Source organism: Pseudomonas sp. BF-R-30 (genome assembly GCF_019956175.1).
Taxonomy (GTDB): Bacteria; Pseudomonadota; Gammaproteobacteria; order Pseudomonadales; family Pseudomonadaceae; genus Aquipseudomonas; species Aquipseudomonas jessenii.
The window spans coordinates 19,834-35,179 of sequence record NZ_JAHBDE010000027.1; the positions used below are offsets into that span (position 1 = coordinate 19,834).

Here is a 15,346-nt window from a genome sequence, read left to right on the forward strand (position 1 = left end):
GGGAGCATGAAAAAGGGGCCGGAACCGGCCCCTGAAAGGATTACTGCTGAACGACAGTCGGTGGCGTTTTGGGCTTCATCAAGCTGAAGTCGATCAGCGCACGCTGCTGACGCTCATACGGGTTGCCGATCATCAATGGCCGGGCCTTGAAGCTGTCACTGACCAGGCTTTTGCTGCGATCGAGTTCGTCGAAGCTCAGGCCCGCCAGGTCGGCCCAGGTGTGAATCAGGTGCGAGCTGCTGTAAGGGCGCGAGAGATCACCCGCGAGGTTCCAGTCATGGGTTGCGCGCCATTTTGGCGATGCCCAGGCCATGAACGGAATGGTGTACATCGGTGCTGTCGGCTTGTTCTCGTTGCGCCCCAAGGTGCTGTGGCCCACGGAATCGAACACGTCTTCGCCATGGTCGGACAGGTACAGCAGGAAGCCGTTCGGATCGGTCCTGGCGTAGTCCTTGATCAGGCTGGACACCACGAAGTCGTTGTACAGCACGGCATTGTCGTAGCTGTTGTACGTCGGCAACTGGTCATCGCGAATGCCGGCAGGCACGCCCTCACGGTCCTGGAACCTGTCGAAGGTCGACGGGTAACGGTACTGGTAGCTCATGTGCGTGCCGAGCAAATGCACGACGATGAGTTTGCGTGGTGCCCCGTCGGCCAGGGCCTTGTTGAAAGGCTCGATCACGTCGCCATCGTACTGGGCGGCGTTCTGGTTGCGGTTGTTGTTCAGATACACCTGTTCATCGGCCTGTTCGGAAAAGGTCGTGAGCATGGTGTTGCGTTTGGTCATGGTCTGCTGGTTGGTGATCCAGAAGGTCTTGTAACCTGCCTGTTTCATCATGCTGACCAGCGATGGCGTCGACAGGTACAGGTCGGGGTTTTCTTCGTCCGCGAAGGTCAGGACCTGCTGCAGCGCCTCAATGGTGTAGGGGCGCGGCGTAATGACGTTGTCGAAAACGTCCAGTTGATCCTTGAGCTTGTCCAGTTCCGGCGTGGTTGCCCGGGGGTAGCCGTACAGGCTCATGCGCTGACGGTTGGTGGACTCACCAATCACCAGCACCAGAGTCGCAGGCGTGTTGGCCATTGCGTCCTTCAGGTTGTGCAGCGGTGGAATCTTGCTGGCGTTATTGAGCATGTCCTGCATGCCGGCCAGGGTTTCCAGGTAGCGGTGATAGGCCACGGCCATTTGCCATGGCACCGCCGGCTCGATGCGGGTTTCGAACTTGTCGAAGCCTTCGGCGAAACTGCCGGTGCGTGAGGTTTGCTTGATCAGCGGATAACCGACTACCGCCACGACAATGGCCACCGCGGCCACGATTGCCTTGCCACGGGGCAGGTACACCGGGCGCAGGCGTGTCCACAGGAACCAGGAAAAAGCGGTGTGTGCCAGGAACGCCGGCACCATCCACCAGGCAAAGTACTGGGTCATGTACTCGCCGGCTTCAGCCACGTTCGACTCAAACATGATGAAGATGACGCTCTGGGAAAACTCCTGCTGATAAATGAAGAAGTAACCCAGGCTCGCCATGGAGCACGCCCACAGTACGACGCCGATCACGGCAGCCATGACGCGGGTTTGCCGGGGGAACAGCAACATCGGCGCCAGCCAGAAGGCGCTCATGACGAAGGCCTGGCGGAATCCGCTAAAGCCGGAGGTGCCAGTCAACTGGATGAGTAGTTGGGTGATGCCGGAAAAGTACCAGAAGAATACAAACAGCCAGACAAATCCGGCCCAATCAAAACCTGCCGCAGTCGTGTTGCTGCGTTTAAACAAAGACATTCAGCGCTCCAGCCGAGAGTTCACTACCACCGCCGGGACTTGGATATCACGGACGACGAACGAGGGCCGCGCGGAATCGGGCGACCTAAACGAGTAATTGTCGTGTAACAATTGTGAAAATTTTGTGAGTTGCCAGGGGCGGCAGGGCGTGAGCCGGTGCGGAAGCAGTGCAGACCGCTCCCGCTTCAAAGAGGGGGGGTCAGGCGAGTGGGGCGTGTTGCACCACAGCCAGGGGCTGCACTTGATTGGTTTGCAGCAGCAGCCGCAATTGTGCCAGTTCCTGCTTCAACTGATCGCGTTCGTCTTTCAACTGGCGCAATTCATCGCGACGGATTGTGACGTAAAGGGTTTGTGCTGGCAGTGCGGTATGTACTGTGCCCATTGCTCACCTCGCAAATGGCGTGTCTCAACTGTAGGTACGCCTCGAAATCCGGGGCTGACCTACTATCGGCGCCAATTTTGATTTCTTTTGCCCCAGAAGGGAACTTTTTTATTTTTCATGGTCGTTGTGTCTTCGGTTTGATTCCCGACGTTATCCATCAGGATCGGGCACAATGCCCGGAAACTTCGTGCCAACGCTCTGGACTAACCTCATGAGTCGCGTTGGGCTATAACCTTTGACACACTTAATTTGTAGTAGGGAGCATCAGCACATGCAACTCGGGATTATTGGACTGGGCCGCATGGGCGGCAATATTGCGCGGCGCCTGATGCTCAACGGGCACACCACCGTTGTTTACGATCGCAATACCGCCTTTGTCGAAGCCTTGGCTACAGAGGGCTCCACGGGCGTCACCGATCTGCCGGCGCTGGTCGCCGGCCTGGCCAGGCCGCGTGCGGTCTGGGTCATGCTGCCAGCTGGCGCGCCGACCGAAGAAACCATCGACACCCTGAGCACCTTGCTCGACGCCGGCGATACCATCATCGACGGCGGCAACACCTTCTATAAAGACGATATCCGCCGGGCGAAGACCCTGTCGGAAAAAGGCCTGCACTACATCGACGTCGGTACCTCCGGCGGTGTCTGGGGCCTGGAGCGCGGTTACTGCATGATGATCGGCGGCGATGCCGAGACTGTTAAGCGCCTCGACCCGCTGTTCGCAACCCTGGCCCCTGGCCTGGGCGACATCCCGCGCACCAAGGACCGCAAGTCCGACGACGATCGTGCCGAGCGTGGTTACATTCATGCAGGTCCGGCCGGTTCCGGGCACTTCGTGAAGATGATCCACAACGGCATCGAATACGGAATGATGCAGGCGTTCGCAGAAGGCTTCGACATCCTCAAGACCAAAAACAGCGAGAACCTGCCGCAAGACCAGCGTTTCGACCTGAACGTCGCCGATATCGCCGAAGTGTGGCGTCGTGGCAGCGTGGTGTCCTCGTGGTTGCTGGACCTGACTGCCGACGCCCTGGCCAGCGATCCGAAACTCGACGGTTTCTCCGGGTCCGTGGCCGACAGCGGTGAAGGTCAATGGACTATCGAAGCTGCCATGGAACAAGCGGTGCCGGTGCCGGTGCTGTCGAACTCGCTGTTCTCCCGCTACCGTTCCCGTGGGCAAGGCACCTTTGGCGACAAGATTCTCTCGGCCCAGCGCTTCGGCTTCGGCGGCCATGTGGAGACCTCGAAAAAATGACCCACGCGATCCGCAGGAAATCCAAGGCTGAACCCGCGCCGCCGACCACGCTGTTCCTGTTCGGCGCCCACGGCGATCTGGTCAAGCGCCTGCTGATGCCGGCGCTGTACAATCTCAGCCGTGACGGTTTACTCGGGAATGGACTGCGGATCATCGGCGTTGACCACAACGCCATCAGCGATGAAGGCTTCGCGAAAAAACTCGAAGACTTCATCCGCAACGAGGTGGCCACCAGGACCGGCAAGGGCGATCAAGCCCTTGACCCGGCGCTGTGGGCCAAACTCGCCAAAGGCATCAGCTACGTCCAGGGCGATTTCCTGGACGACAGCACTTATCAAGCGCTGGCGGCAAAAATCGCCGACAGCGGTACTGGCAATGCGGTGTTCTATCTGGCCACCGCGCCGCGTTTCTTCAGTGAAGTGGTGCGCCGTCTTGGCTCGGCCGGCTTGCTGGAAGAAACCCCCGAGGCTTTCAGAAGGGTGGTGATCGAAAAACCCTTCGGTTCCGACCTGCATACGGCCGAAGCCTTGAACGCTTGCCTGCTCAAGGTGATGACGGAAAAGCAGATCTACCGCATCGACCATTACCTGGGCAAGGAGACCGTACAGAACATCCTGGTCAGCCGGTTCTCCAACAGCCTGTTCGAAGCGTTCTGGAACAATCACTACATCGACCACGTGCAGATCACCGCCGCCGAAACCGTGGGCGTGGAAACCCGTGGCAGTTTCTATGAGCACACCGGCGCGCTGCGGGACATGGTGCCCAATCACCTGTTCCAGTTGCTGGCGATGGTGGCGATGGAACCGCCCGCCGCGTTCGGCGCCGATGCGGTGCGCGGCGAGAAAGCCAAGGTCGTTGGTGCGATCAGGCCCTGGACGGTGGAGGAAGCCCGCGCCAATTCGGTGCGCGGCCAATACACCTCCGGTGAGATCGACGGCAAGGCACTGCCGGGCTATCGCCAGGAAAACAACGTCGCACCCGACAGCAATACCGAAACCTATGTGGCCCTCAAGGTCATGATCGATAACTGGCGATGGGTCGGTGTGCCGTTCTATCTACGAACAGGCAAGCGCATGAGTGTGCGTGACACCGAGATCGTGATCTGTTTCAAGCCGGCGCCCTATGCGCAGTTCCGCGATACCGAGGTCGATGAGCTGCAGCCGACCTATTTGCGCATTCAGATCCAGCCGAACGAAGGCATGTGGTTCGACCTGCTGGCCAAGCGTCCCGGCCAGGCCTTGAAAATGGACAACATCGAGCTGGGGTTCGCCTACAAGGACTTCTTCGAGATGCAGCCGTCCACCGGCTACGAAACCCTGATCTACGATTGCCTGACGGGTGACCAGACGCTGTTCCAGCGTGCCGATAACATCGAAAACGGCTGGCGCGCCGTGCAGCCGTTCCTGGATGCCTGGCAGCAGGATTCCAGCGTGCAGAGCTACGCTGCCGGGGAAAACGGCCCCAAGGCCGGCGAAGAACTGCTCACCCGTGACGGTCGCGTCTGGCACCGCCTCGGATAACACCTATCTCCAGTGGGAGCGAGCTTTTGTGGCGAGGGGGCTTGCCCCCGTTCGGCTGCGAAGCAGTCGCCATTTCATCACTCGGTGTACCTGCTACAGCGTAGTAGTAGGTTTTGGGGCTGCTGCGCAGCCAACGGGGGCAAGCCCCCTCGCCACAAAGGCTCGGCGGTGTCAGAGCCAGTAACTCACCGCATACCAGCCCAATGTCCCCATCACCACGGTGTACGGCAGCGCCATCCAGACCATCCGCCCGTACGACAGACGCACCAGCGGTGCAATCGCCGAGGTCAGCAGGAACAGAAACGCCGCCTGACCGTTGGGCGTCGCCACGCTCGGCAGGTTGGTACCGGTATTGATCGCAATCGCCAGGGTATCGAAGTGCTCACGGGTCATCTCACCCGCCATGAACGCGCGCTTCACTTCGGTGATGTAAATGGTTGCCACGAACACGTTGTCGCTGATGGCGGACAGCAGGCCGTTGGCAATGAACAGCATGCCCGGTTGTTGGTCTGCCGGGAGCGTCAGCACCCAGTGGATCAGTGGGGCGAACAGTTGCTGGTCGTGAATCACCGCGACCACGGCGAAAAACACCACCAACAATGAGGTGAACGGCATGGCGTCCTTGAACGCTGTGCCCAGGCGGTGTTCGTCGGTGATGCCGGTAAAGGCGGTAATCAACACGATCACCATCAAACCGATCAAACCCACTTCGGCGATGTGGAACGCCAGCCCGGCAATCAGAATCAATGCGGCAAAGCCTTGCACCAGTAGCGCTGCACCTTGGCGCGTGGTGCGCTCGGCATTGTCTTCGGCGGCGTAGTTGGCCAGCACCGCACGAACGTTATCCGGCAGCAGCGTGCCGTATCCGAACCAGCGCAGCTTTTCCAGCAGGACGCAGGTTACCAGCCCGGCAACCAGTACCGGCAGGGATACCGGCGCAACCCGGGTAAAGAACTCAGCGAAGTGCCAGCCCATTTCATGGCCGATCAGCAGGTTCTGCGGTTCACCGACCAGCGTACAGACACCGCCCAGCGCGGTGCCCACGGCGCCGTGCATCAGCAGGCTGCGCAGGAACGCGCGGAACTGTTCCAGATCACCGTGATGCAGGGTGGGCAGATGTTGGTCGTCGCTGAACTCGCTGTCCTGGCGCGGATCGTTGCCCGAGGCGACGCGGTGATACACCGAGTAAAAACCTACGGCGGCACTGATGATCACGGCGGTCACAGTCAAGGCATCGAGGAACGCCGACAGAAAGGCCGAAAGAAAGCAGAACATCAGGGACAGCAAGGCTTTGGAGCGGACCCCGAGCAGCAGGCGCGAGAACAGGTAAAGCAACAGGTCCTTCATGAAATAGATACCGGCCACCATGAACATCAGCAGCAGGATCACCGGGAAGTTGTGCAACAACTCGTCGTACAGCGCCTGGGGCGTGGTCATCTTCAGCAGCAGGGCTTCAATCAACAGCAGCCCGCCGGGCATCAGCGGATAGCATTTGAGTGCCATGGCCAGGGTGAAGATGAACTCCAGCACCAGTAGCCAGCCGGCAGCCACCGGGCCTGCGGTCCAAAGCACCAGGGCATTGAGGATGAGAAAGCCGACGATGCAGGCCTTGTACCAACGGGGCGAGTGCCCGAGAAAGTTGTGCGCGAACGCCTGGGCCATTGAACCGGACATCGGCTGCTCCTTGTCTTGAGAAGCGCGCAAGTTGCCGCAAGCGCACGAGAAGATCAAGCGCAGGAAAAATGCCGGTGTTTATCCTTGGAAACGAGCGATGACCGCCTTGTAGTTTCCGTGCAGCGAATAGCCTCCCACTACAATGTTTCCATCGGCGTGCGCGGCGACACAGGTGGCGGTATCCAGGCTGGGGCCCAGGCGCGTACGTGTATAGCCGCTGCCTTTGCCAAAACGGCGATCGGGAAGGCCGTTGGGCAGGTATCGCCCGAGAATGAAGTCTGCTTCGACGCCGCCGATGGTGGCGCCCGCCGTGAGCACACTGCCATCAGGCTGTAACTGCGCGGCGGTCCACTGGCATCCGCTGTAACCGATTTCCCGCCGCTGCGGATGTCCTCCGTTGCAATGACTGTCGGGGCGGCCGTTGCTGTGCATTTTAAATGTCAGGCAGTGCATCGGCTCGCGACTGCTGCCAAAACACAGGATTTCGCCTTCGTTTTGCTGGACCACCCGACAGACCCGGGCGCCATGCCCTTGGGCCTTGAAGGTCATGAATCCATCCACGGCAAATCGGTCGTCGAGGCGCCCGTCCGGGTGATAGCGTGCCAGCAAGCCTTCTTCGGGAAAATTGATCGATCCACCGACCAGGATTCGGCCATCACGTTGTACCGTCAGGCTGCTGAGCCAGGTATTCATCAGCAGGTGCCTGACCATCACGAAGCCGCGGTCGTTGAACGAGCAGTCCAGCGAGCCTTCGACATCCAGGCGTATCAGCATGCCGACGTGATCGGCCAGTTCGTAGTGATGGTTGGCCAGGATCAGGATCCGGCCGTCTTGCTGTATGGCCACATCGCAGGCTTCTGCGCCCGGCACACCGAGAGGCAGCCGGATATCGCGCATGCCCAGGGACAGATCGCCAGGTAATCGCACGACACGGTGGCCATTATCGCCAAAACCTTGCACCAGGCGGCCATCCTGATCCAGCAATGCCAGGGCCGGGAGCGTGCGGTGCGCGTTTACGTATTGCAGGCCAGCCAACAGGATGTTGCCGTCGGGCAGGATCAGGACCTTGGTGCCCATGGCTTCGAACCCCGGTTCGAATTGCCCGATGACACTGCCTTGTTTGCCGAACGTCAGGTCTGCGCAACCATCCGCCAGCAAGCGGGCCAGGCCAAAGCGGATGCCATCGGCCATGCCGACTTTTGCAGCTACCAGCAAGCGACCTTGCGCATCGATCGCAACGTCATTGGCCAGGCTGAAAAGGCTGTCGGCGAAATAGACCTGGGTTTTGCCGTTGGCGGCAAACGTCATATCGAGGGCCCCGGCGTTGGTCCGGGTAGCGGAGTAGGCAAAAGCGGACTGGCTTGACATGCACCGCATCTCCTTGCGAGTCGTCCTGATCCAGAAGTTTGGGTGGCGACTTGATAGGGAGATTATTCAATCCCTGAATGAAGGGATGCACAACGGTAAGAACTAACAAACGGAGGGTCGCTGTGTGCCACAACAGTGTCTTTTCGAACCAATGGCGAGCCTGCAAAGTATCAGGCGTATGTGAAGTTCGAATTAAACAGTGTCACGTAGTGTGCGCGGCCAGAAAAAACTGCGAACTAAAGACAGGAAAAGGGCGCGGATTACCCCGGAGTAATCCGCAAAACGATTAGTGCGGCATCGACCACGACTGCAGAGTGTAACCTTCCTCGCTCAGTTCGGCGCGAGCCTGTTCCAGCAGCCGTTCGAGTTGCGCTGGATCGGAATAGGCGCTGCTTGGGATCTGCTTGCGGCCAATGCTGGTGCTGGTGCGGTCGATAACGGTCAGGCTGAGTTCGCCATTGCCGTCTTGTGGGGCCCAGGCCACGCATTTGAATGGTTTAAATGCGCGGTCGGCAATCAGAAGTGCTTCGTTGATACGGAGCGGGGCGTTCATAGGGTCTTCTCTCTGTATGCCCAATCAAGTGATAGGCCGACGGTTGGGCTTACCGTTCAGCTGGTTACTTGTACTGATGCCCGCAACCGGGGTTCGGGTCACACACAATCAAAAGAAAATTCCACTTTATTTCACAGATTCAAGGAAGAGCCTGATATTGAAAGCTGAATGAAAGGAAAGAGTCGTTAGGTAACTAACATATTCGCAACTTATAACTGGTTTTGTGACATCCCTATAGTCAAACAGTACAAGGCCCTGTCAAATTCTTGCTAATGTTACAGCCAGGTCTGCCAAATGACTGTTTTTATTAAATTTTCATAAATTTGGCGCCAAGGATCAGTCATGAGTGATGCGCCTGCCTTACGACGTTTGTTAGTGGTGGACCCCTGTGACGATTGCTATCGCCTGCTCCCTGGATTGCGCGCCATCGGTTGGGACGTTGACAGCTGCACGCTGGAGAAAGCCGTTGACCGAACCTGTGACGTGGGCTTGCTGCGCTTGCAGCCCTTTCACCTTGAGCACCCGGAGGCCGTCAAAGAGCTGATCAGCCGCAGCGGCACCGAGTGGATAGCCGTACTCAACCAGGATGTACTGCGGCTGCAAAATGTCGGCGACTTCGTCTGTGAATGGTTTTTTGACTTTCATACCTTGCCGTTCGATGTGTCCCGGGTCCAGGTAACACTGGGGCGCGCGTTTGGCATGGCGCGCTTGCGCGGGCAGGGCACGGTCTATGTCGACCAGCCCGAGCACGAATTGCTGGGCGACAGCAAACCTATTCGTGAGCTGCGAAAGCTGTTGAGCAAACTGGCTCCGACCGAATCTCCGGTGTTGATTCGCGGTGAAAGCGGCACTGGCAAGGAACTGGTCGCACGAACCCTGCATCGTCAGTCCCAGCGTCACAGCAAACCCTTCATTGCGATCAATTGTGGTGCGATTCCCGAGCATTTGATCCAGTCCGAGTTGTTCGGCCATGAGAAAGGCGCATTTACCGGCGCGCACCAACGCAAGGTCGGACGGATAGAAGCCGCCAACGGTGGCACCCTGTTTCTCGACGAGATCGGTGACCTGCCACTGGAGTTGCAGGCCAACCTGTTGCGGTTCCTCCAGGAAAAACACATCGAGCGGGTCGGCGGCAGTCAGCTGATTCCGGTGGATGTGCGGGTTCTGGCGGCAACGCATACCGACCTTGAAGCCGCCATCGAAAAGAAACGCTTTCGCGAGGACCTGTATTACCGCTTGAACGTACTGCAAGTGGCGACCGTTCCGCTGCGCGAGCGCCATGGCGACCTGGCGGTGTTGGCCAACCACTTCTCCCATTTCTATAGCCATGAAACCGGGCGCCGCCCACGCAGTTTCAGCGAAGACGCGTTGATTGCCATGGGCAAACACGACTGGCCAGGCAATGTTCGCGAACTGGCCAACCGCGTTCGTCGCGGGCTGGTTTTGGCCGAAGGCCGGCAGATCGAGGCCCGTGACCTGGGGTTGATCAGTCAGCATACGCTCGCATCGCCGATGGGCACCCTCGAAGAATACAAGTCCCGGGCCGAACGCCAGGCGTTGTGCGATGTATTGAGTCGCCACAGCGATAACCTGAGTGTCGCCGCCAAAGTATTGGGTGTGTCGCGACCGACCTTCTACCGGTTGTTGCACAAGCACCAGATTCGCTGAACCCCGGCCGCAAACCAAAACCCCGCTGCGATTGCAATTGCAGCGGGATTTTTGTTCGGGTCAGAAGTAGTAGGGGAGTTTCAGGCTGAACTGGAAGTCCGGGGCATCGTCCGTCATGCCGATGGACAGGTTGGGCACGATGGTCAGGTTGTCGGTGGCCGCAATGGTCATGCCGATGTTGAAGTAACCGGCGTTGGCATCGCTGGAGACCACCGCTTGCCAATCCCCGCCATCTTCCTTGAGCTTGCTTTTGCGTTGCACCAGGTCAGAGACCGAGAACGACATACTCATCTTTTCGTTCAAGGCGAACGCAATGCCGGCGCCGATCTGGAAGCTGTCGCCAATGCGTACTTTGCCCGGTGTCTCGACCGCCGGGTTGGAGCTGATGTCGTCGAAAGACTCTTCCATGTTGTACGTGTAGGACAGGCTGCCGAACAGCACCGCCGGATCGAACGTCTTGACCAGGGAGATCCCCGGCGTAATCGACCAGACGCCGTTACCGGTAGGCAAGGATTCAGGCACGGCCAGGTTAGAGTTATCGGCCACCCGAACCAGCTTGATGCCGAACGGGTCTTTGCCGGTAGGCGCCTTGACGCGCAAGGTCACTACGGCATCCGGCGTGTTGGCCGATTCGTCGAGGAACTTGTAGGCGATACCGAAGTTGACGTCGCCTATGGTCGGGTCTTCCTTGACGGTGTCTTCGGTCGTGACGTTTGCGGCGCCGCTATTGCCGCCACCGGACTGGTACGTGGACTCACGGTAGACCACCGGCACGTTCAGGTCGAACTGCCAGCGATTGTTGAAGTTGTAGCGACCGGTGAGGTCAAGCGTCCAGGTGTCGGCCTTGATCCGGTCCAGGTTGATAGCGCCCAGGAAGATCGAGTCCAGGGCGAGAAAACCGTTGAGGACCAGTTGGCGGGAATCGTAGCGGGAGTAGGTTATCCCGGTTTCGACGCTGAACTTGCCACCGCCGAAAAAACCGCTGGCCTCGTCATACAGGTTCGAAACGCTTTGCGCCGGTTGCGAGTCATTGGCCAGCGATTGTCCATAAGAGCTGCCGCTACCCCCCGAGGCGGCTGCGGCGCCGGTGCCGACGCCTGGATTGCCCTTGAGATCCGCGGGCGACTTGGCCAGGCGTTTGGGAGGGGGCGAAGCGGGCTGCTCTTCGACCTGGCGGACCCGTTGTTCGAGAACCGCCAAGGCTTTTTGCTGTACTTCGTATCGTTGTTTCAACTCCAGAAGCTCTTGTTTGAGCGCCTCCAGTTCCGGGTCAGGTGCTGCCTGCAACATCGCCGCCGGGAGTAGAGCACTCAAGCATGCAACTGCACGCAGTGATACTGATCGGTACATGAAATAAGCCGTCCATTTGTGCCCAATGGTCCAGACTCAGCGTAGTTCAATAGCCCATGGTCCGTAATGCAGCGAGTTGGTTGAGGTTGCAGTCCAATGCACCCGCACTCGGGCCATTATTGTTGAGCACTACGTCGAGTTGAGTCATGTTGTCGACCACATTGCTGCTGCCCAGCAACCGGGTGTTTTGCAGCAACCCGCCTTGGGCGACTTGTTGCAGGCTGGTGCCTTGGTTGTTGTTGGCGGTAATGGCCATCTGAACGCCGCCGCTGGTCGCGGATACCGCGACACTGCCTGCGGCATTGCTGCCGGTGATGGTTTGACCGGCTATCAGCGCCTGGCCCTGGCCCGGCACCAGTGCAGGGGCCGTGCTGGCCTCTTTGACGTTGATAGCGATGTTGTTGTTTGCGCTGTTGCCATCACCTGCGGCCCGTGTGACCTGGGTTATGCCCCGGGAAGTGCTCAGGGCTGCGCCCCCCGACACGTGACCGCTGCCCGACCTGGACGTGCCGCCATGACCCGATTGCTTGATGGTCGAAACATAGAACTCGGGCTTGACCGTTGCGGCTTGAAGCTGCATCGAGGTGGAGGCTCCGATCAGGTCACCACTGGCATTGCGCCAGGTACTGCTCATGACGACACCGAAGCTGATGACCCGCCCCGGCATCACATATCGGCCACGCAACTCGGCCAGTTCCTCGTCCTTGATTTCGATGGGTCTGAACTCATCAGCAAAACCTGAAGTGTTCGCTGCCAGACAGACAGCGACCACCCAATACGAGGTTTTCATTTGCTGCTCCCGGAGCATCCTGCCCCCTATCATCTTGTTGGCGATTAAAAGAAGTCGCTCTGTATGAAACCAAAATCCATCAATTCGGCATCTTTGACCGGGTTGAAGTTATCCATCTTGTTCTTGGCTGTCAGCGGTTCCGGTGGACTGCGTAACGCATTGGACTTGTCGTAACCGGGACCGACGATAGCGAAAATAATGCCATTCCAGCCTTTGACAAAGTCATCGTGGGAGTAGCGTTTGTGACCGAGTACCGGATCGCCGATATAGACCCAGTTCTTGTCCGCCCGCTGCAACACCACGAAGTGCTTGTAGCCGCGAATTTCCATCAATACCACCACCGGAATCGTCACGGCTTCGAGCCTTTCCGGCGGGATCCTGTAGCCCCGGGCGCGCATGCCGATGCGCTCTATGTAGCGCTTCATGTCCAGCATGGAAAAACCCTGGGTACGCACAAGGTCCTGGTCTGCGGTGACCAGCATGCCCTTGATGATGTGCTCCTCATCGACGTCGAGCCAATAAGCCTGGCGCAGTATCGTTGCCAGCGCGGCGGCGCCACAGCTGAAATCGGTTTTTTGTTCGACGATGTCGCTGAACTTGCGCTCGCGCAAACTCTGTACGTGCTTGTACACCAGCACGCCGCCCGGCAGGGCGGCAACCGGCATCTGTGCAGCCTGGGTCAGGCCAGACAGGCAGAGCAGGGCGAAAAGGACAGTCTTACGCATGATCGATACGCCTTGGGACTGTGGAAAAGCCCCGTCGCCGGGGCTTTCATTGCAATCGCGATTACAAACAGGACTTGCAGCCCGCGGCGATGGACAGCGAGTTGCTTTGCTGGTTGCCCACACCAGACGATACGTTGGCTCCGCCGTTGCCGGAGAAGTTGTTCATCGAGCCCGTTATCGACGCATTGTTGGTTACAGGGGCTTTCCAGCCCTCTGGCGTGATCACTTGTTGAGTGGTTACGCCCGCCAGACCGAGTACACCCACGGTAGCGAAATCAGTCTGGGTGCTGTCGTCATGGTTGGCGTTGTTGGTGACGTTCAGCCCGGTCGTGCTTTGGTTGGCCGCCGCCGCCGCTTGCGCTACACGACCGCCCGAAACGGCAATCGCCAGGTTGTTTTTCTGTTGGTTGAAGTCGCCGGTGGTCACGTTGATGCCGATGTTGCCGGAACCGCTGTTGCCTGCGTTGTTGAGCGTTGTGTTGTTGGTGCTGGAGTGGTTCCTGGCGGTGTTGCCGTTGCTCTTCTGAGTCGCGCTGGAGACAGCGACCGCGGTGCCGAAGATGAAGCTTTCGTCAGCCGTGGCAAGGGCGGCGGCGTTGTCTTGCTGGTTGCCGTTACCGGCTGCAACGTTGGCGCCCATGTTGCCGTTGGAGTTGTTCAGGGAGTTATCGACTCTAGCGTCGTTCCTGGTGTCCCGGTTCAATGCGCTGCTGTCACTGCTTTCCTGCGAGTCCAGCACGGCGGCCCCGGCGCCTGCCGTAATCTGCAGAATTTGTTCCAGCGTCGGGCCTTTAGGCTGATGGTTGTTACTCTGGCCATCGCTCTGGCCGCTGCCTTGATCATCATCAAGGCTGCCTGCTTGTGCTGCAAATGCCATCACTGCTGCCAGAGCGAAAGCCAGAGGTTTGAGAGCAGTTGTCGGGTTCATGGTGTTTCTCCGTGCTCATTAGTTGGTCAGGTGTTGGTACTTCCCTAATCGCACTGTTTCGGGTCAGTCAGCGACCCGGATGCTCAAGGTGTTAGCCATTCGGTTCCCCACCCCGGCACTCTGGTTTACCTGGATCACCCCCCGGCTGCCGGTGAAGGCCTGGTCGCTTGTCACGACCTGGCGACTGCCATTTGGGGCGCCAGTTGCTCCCGAGTTCGGTAACAACGCCACGTTCTGTTGAGAAAGGGCACTATCGTCGATGGCTTGCGGTGCGGCGCTGATGCTGATGCGCATGGCGTTGGCCATCTGGTTGTTCGCCCCGGCGCTCTGGTTGACGCCCAGTACGCCGTTGCCATTACTGAAGGAGGAGCCGCCGATAGTGGCCGTCGCGTCCATCGACGGATTGGCAGGCGTAGTGATTTTCTGCCGGATGCTGGTGATCGCACCGGCCTGGGTGCCAATGGCGATCGCGCGGACGTTGGCCTGCTGTTGTTGATCGCCAGCCGCCTGGTTGACGTTGAAGTTGCCGCGGTATTGAGTACCGGAATCCTGGAGGGTGGCGTTGTTCACCGAACCGACGCCCGAATCGGCCATCACACTGGTGCAGCCGAGCAGGGCAAGTAACAGCAGGGATCGACTCATCTCATTGGCCTCCCGCCATTCTGCCCAGTGAACCGAGGCCGCTGCTCATGGCGCGGTTGATGGTTCCGGAAATGGCGCTGCCACTGCCACCACCGTGACCCACAGACATGCCGGGCATACCGTTGGGGTTGGTGACGACGTTGAGGCCTTGCAGGCCGCCCAGGCTTTGCCCGTTGTTGTGGCGAAGGGCGGTTCCGGTGGTGACCCCGGCGATGTCGGCGTCACTGAGTTCGCCGGTGACGCGGGCCGATGGGTTGGCATTGAGGGTGTTGGGGTTTGGATCCCTGCCGCCGCTGCGACCGATGGGCGTCGGGTGAATGGTGCGATCAAGCACGATGACGCCGTTGCCTTCGGCTTGAACGTCAAAACTGAAAACCGCGCCTGCAGCGCTCGCGATCAGCAGCAGGCACGTCAAGGCATGTTTATCGAGTATCCCCACGACGGTCTTTCCTTCTCATGTGGGCTGGTTCTGGTCGGCTTTTTGAAGGAAAGAGCGAAAGCTGTGCCGGTTTTTGAATATCTCGTTGATTCAATGGCTTATGGATATTGCCCGGATAGCCTTTGCCGAGAATGTTTCAAAGGTGAGACGAAACCCTGCGCAGGCAGCCCTTATTTGCGGATAAATCGCTCTGGAACAAGGGTTTCGGCGGTGTTGTATCAATGACTTAACAAATCCGATGATCCAGCGGCGAAGGGCGCTGAAACAGGCGGTTTGAG

14 protein-coding genes are annotated in these 15,346 nt (G+C 58.9%); 3 read left to right on the forward strand and 11 right to left on the reverse strand.

All coding sequences use genetic code 11. The features are described from left to right. Nucleotides 1–40: 40 nt before the first annotated feature. On the reverse strand, nt 41–1,777 hold the full coding sequence (locus KGB20_RS15550; protein ID WP_154946478.1) for a phosphoethanolamine transferase CptA: 1,737 nt from the start codon (nt 1,775–1,777) through the stop codon (nt 41–43). A 199-nt stretch (nt 1,778–1,976) separates the two neighbouring features. After that, nucleotides 1,977–2,159 (reverse strand): DUF6026 family protein, encoded by a 183-nt coding sequence (locus KGB20_RS15555; RefSeq protein ID WP_090455368.1) that lies wholly within the window; start codon nt 2,157–2,159, stop codon nt 1,977–1,979. A gap of 271 nt (nt 2,160–2,430) precedes the next feature. Between KGB20_RS15555 and gnd the strand changes: the two genes are divergently transcribed. After that, the gene (gene gnd / locus KGB20_RS15560; RefSeq protein ID WP_090455366.1) at nt 2,431–3,411 is read left to right on the forward strand and encodes a phosphogluconate dehydrogenase (NAD(+)-dependent, decarboxylating); all 981 of its coding nucleotides are present in this window, start codon (nt 2,431–2,433) and stop codon (nt 3,409–3,411) included. Further along, entirely contained in the window at nt 3,408–4,931 is a 1,524-nt protein-coding gene (gene zwf / locus KGB20_RS15565) for a glucose-6-phosphate dehydrogenase (protein WP_154946476.1), read from the forward strand. The genes gnd and zwf overlap by 4 nt, the downstream gene beginning before the upstream one ends. Before the next feature lie 171 nt (nt 4,932–5,102). Here the strand turns inward: zwf and nhaB are convergent, their stop codons facing one another. From nhaB to KGB20_RS15580, 3 genes are all read right to left on the reverse strand, one after another. Continuing rightward, complete coding sequence (gene nhaB, locus KGB20_RS15570) at nt 5,103–6,605, reverse strand: sodium/proton antiporter NhaB (RefSeq protein ID WP_154946475.1); 1,503 nt, start codon at nt 6,603–6,605, stop codon at nt 5,103–5,105. Between the two features lie 78 nt (nt 6,606–6,683). Beyond that, complete coding sequence (locus tag KGB20_RS15575; RefSeq protein ID WP_154909109.1) at nt 6,684–7,973, reverse strand: hypothetical protein; 1,290 nt, start codon at nt 7,971–7,973, stop codon at nt 6,684–6,686. Nucleotides 7,974–8,259: 286 nt separating this feature from the next. Beyond that, nucleotides 8,260–8,526 (reverse strand): hypothetical protein, encoded by a 267-nt coding sequence (locus tag KGB20_RS15580; RefSeq protein WP_150815212.1) that lies wholly within the window; start codon nt 8,524–8,526, stop codon nt 8,260–8,262. Nucleotides 8,527–8,868: 342 nt separating this feature from the next. Here KGB20_RS15580 and KGB20_RS15585 point away from each other — a divergent pair, with 342 nt between their 5' ends. After that, nucleotides 8,869–10,194, forward strand: a complete 1,326-nt coding sequence (locus KGB20_RS15585) for a sigma-54 dependent transcriptional regulator (RefSeq protein ID WP_150815213.1) — start codon at nt 8,869–8,871, stop codon at nt 10,192–10,194. Nucleotides 10,195–10,254: 60 nt separating this feature from the next. On the opposite strand, the gene KGB20_RS15590 is transcribed toward KGB20_RS15585, so the two are convergent. From KGB20_RS15590 to KGB20_RS15615, 6 genes are all read right to left on the reverse strand, one after another. After that, nucleotides 10,255–11,544, reverse strand: a complete 1,290-nt coding sequence (locus KGB20_RS15590; RefSeq protein ID WP_150815214.1) for a transporter — start codon at nt 11,542–11,544, stop codon at nt 10,255–10,257. A 46-nt stretch (nt 11,545–11,590) separates the two neighbouring features. Further along, a complete protein-coding gene (locus tag KGB20_RS15595; protein ID WP_154946474.1) occupies nt 11,591–12,352 on the reverse strand; it encodes a hypothetical protein in 762 nt (253 codons plus the stop codon). A gap of 26 nt (nt 12,353–12,378) precedes the next feature. Next, nucleotides 12,379–13,059, reverse strand: coding sequence for a C39 family peptidase (locus tag KGB20_RS15600; protein ID WP_150815216.1), 681 nt, complete (start codon nt 13,057–13,059; stop codon nt 12,379–12,381). Nucleotides 13,060–13,120: 61 nt separating this feature from the next. Beyond that, the gene (locus KGB20_RS15605) at nt 13,121–13,987 is read right to left on the reverse strand and encodes a heme utilization protein (RefSeq protein WP_150815217.1); all 867 of its coding nucleotides are present in this window, start codon (nt 13,985–13,987) and stop codon (nt 13,121–13,123) included. A 63-nt stretch (nt 13,988–14,050) separates the two neighbouring features. Beyond that, nucleotides 14,051–14,629 (reverse strand): adhesin, encoded by a 579-nt coding sequence (locus tag KGB20_RS15610; protein ID WP_150815218.1) that lies wholly within the window; start codon nt 14,627–14,629, stop codon nt 14,051–14,053. Between the two features lies 1 nt (nt 14,630). After that, complete coding sequence (locus KGB20_RS15615; protein ID WP_154946473.1) at nt 14,631–15,068, reverse strand: hypothetical protein; 438 nt, start codon at nt 15,066–15,068, stop codon at nt 14,631–14,633. Nucleotides 15,069–15,346 lie beyond the last annotated feature (278 nt).

Bases quoted from the DNA above. Each gene is read 5' to 3' on its own strand.
- KGB20_RS15550 (WP_154946478.1), bottom strand. From the start codon at position 1,777: ATGTCTTTGTTTAAACGCAGCAACACGACTGCGGCAGGTTTTGATTGG.
- KGB20_RS15555 (WP_090455368.1), bottom strand. From the start codon at position 2,159: ATGGGCACAGTACATACCGCACTGCCAGCACAAACCCTTTACGTCACA.
- gnd (WP_090455366.1), top strand. From the start codon at position 2,431: ATGCAACTCGGGATTATTGGACTGGGCCGCATGGGCGGCAATATTGCG.
- zwf (WP_154946476.1), top strand. From the start codon at position 3,408: ATGACCCACGCGATCCGCAGGAAATCCAAGGCTGAACCCGCGCCGCCG.
- nhaB (WP_154946475.1), bottom strand. From the start codon at position 6,605: ATGTCCGGTTCAATGGCCCAGGCGTTCGCGCACAACTTTCTCGGGCAC.
- KGB20_RS15575 (WP_154909109.1), bottom strand. From the start codon at position 7,973: ATGTCAAGCCAGTCCGCTTTTGCCTACTCCGCTACCCGGACCAACGCC.
- KGB20_RS15580 (WP_150815212.1), bottom strand. From the start codon at position 8,526: ATGAACGCCCCGCTCCGTATCAACGAAGCACTTCTGATTGCCGACCGC.
- KGB20_RS15585 (WP_150815213.1), top strand. From the start codon at position 8,869: ATGAGTGATGCGCCTGCCTTACGACGTTTGTTAGTGGTGGACCCCTGT.
- KGB20_RS15590 (WP_150815214.1), bottom strand. From the start codon at position 11,544: ATGTACCGATCAGTATCACTGCGTGCAGTTGCATGCTTGAGTGCTCTA.
- KGB20_RS15595 (WP_154946474.1), bottom strand. From the start codon at position 12,352: ATGCTCCGGGAGCAGCAAATGAAAACCTCGTATTGGGTGGTCGCTGTC.
- KGB20_RS15600 (WP_150815216.1), bottom strand. From the start codon at position 13,059: ATGCGTAAGACTGTCCTTTTCGCCCTGCTCTGCCTGTCTGGCCTGACC.
- KGB20_RS15605 (WP_150815217.1), bottom strand. From the start codon at position 13,987: ATGAACCCGACAACTGCTCTCAAACCTCTGGCTTTCGCTCTGGCAGCA.
- KGB20_RS15610 (WP_150815218.1), bottom strand. From the start codon at position 14,629: ATGAGTCGATCCCTGCTGTTACTTGCCCTGCTCGGCTGCACCAGTGTG.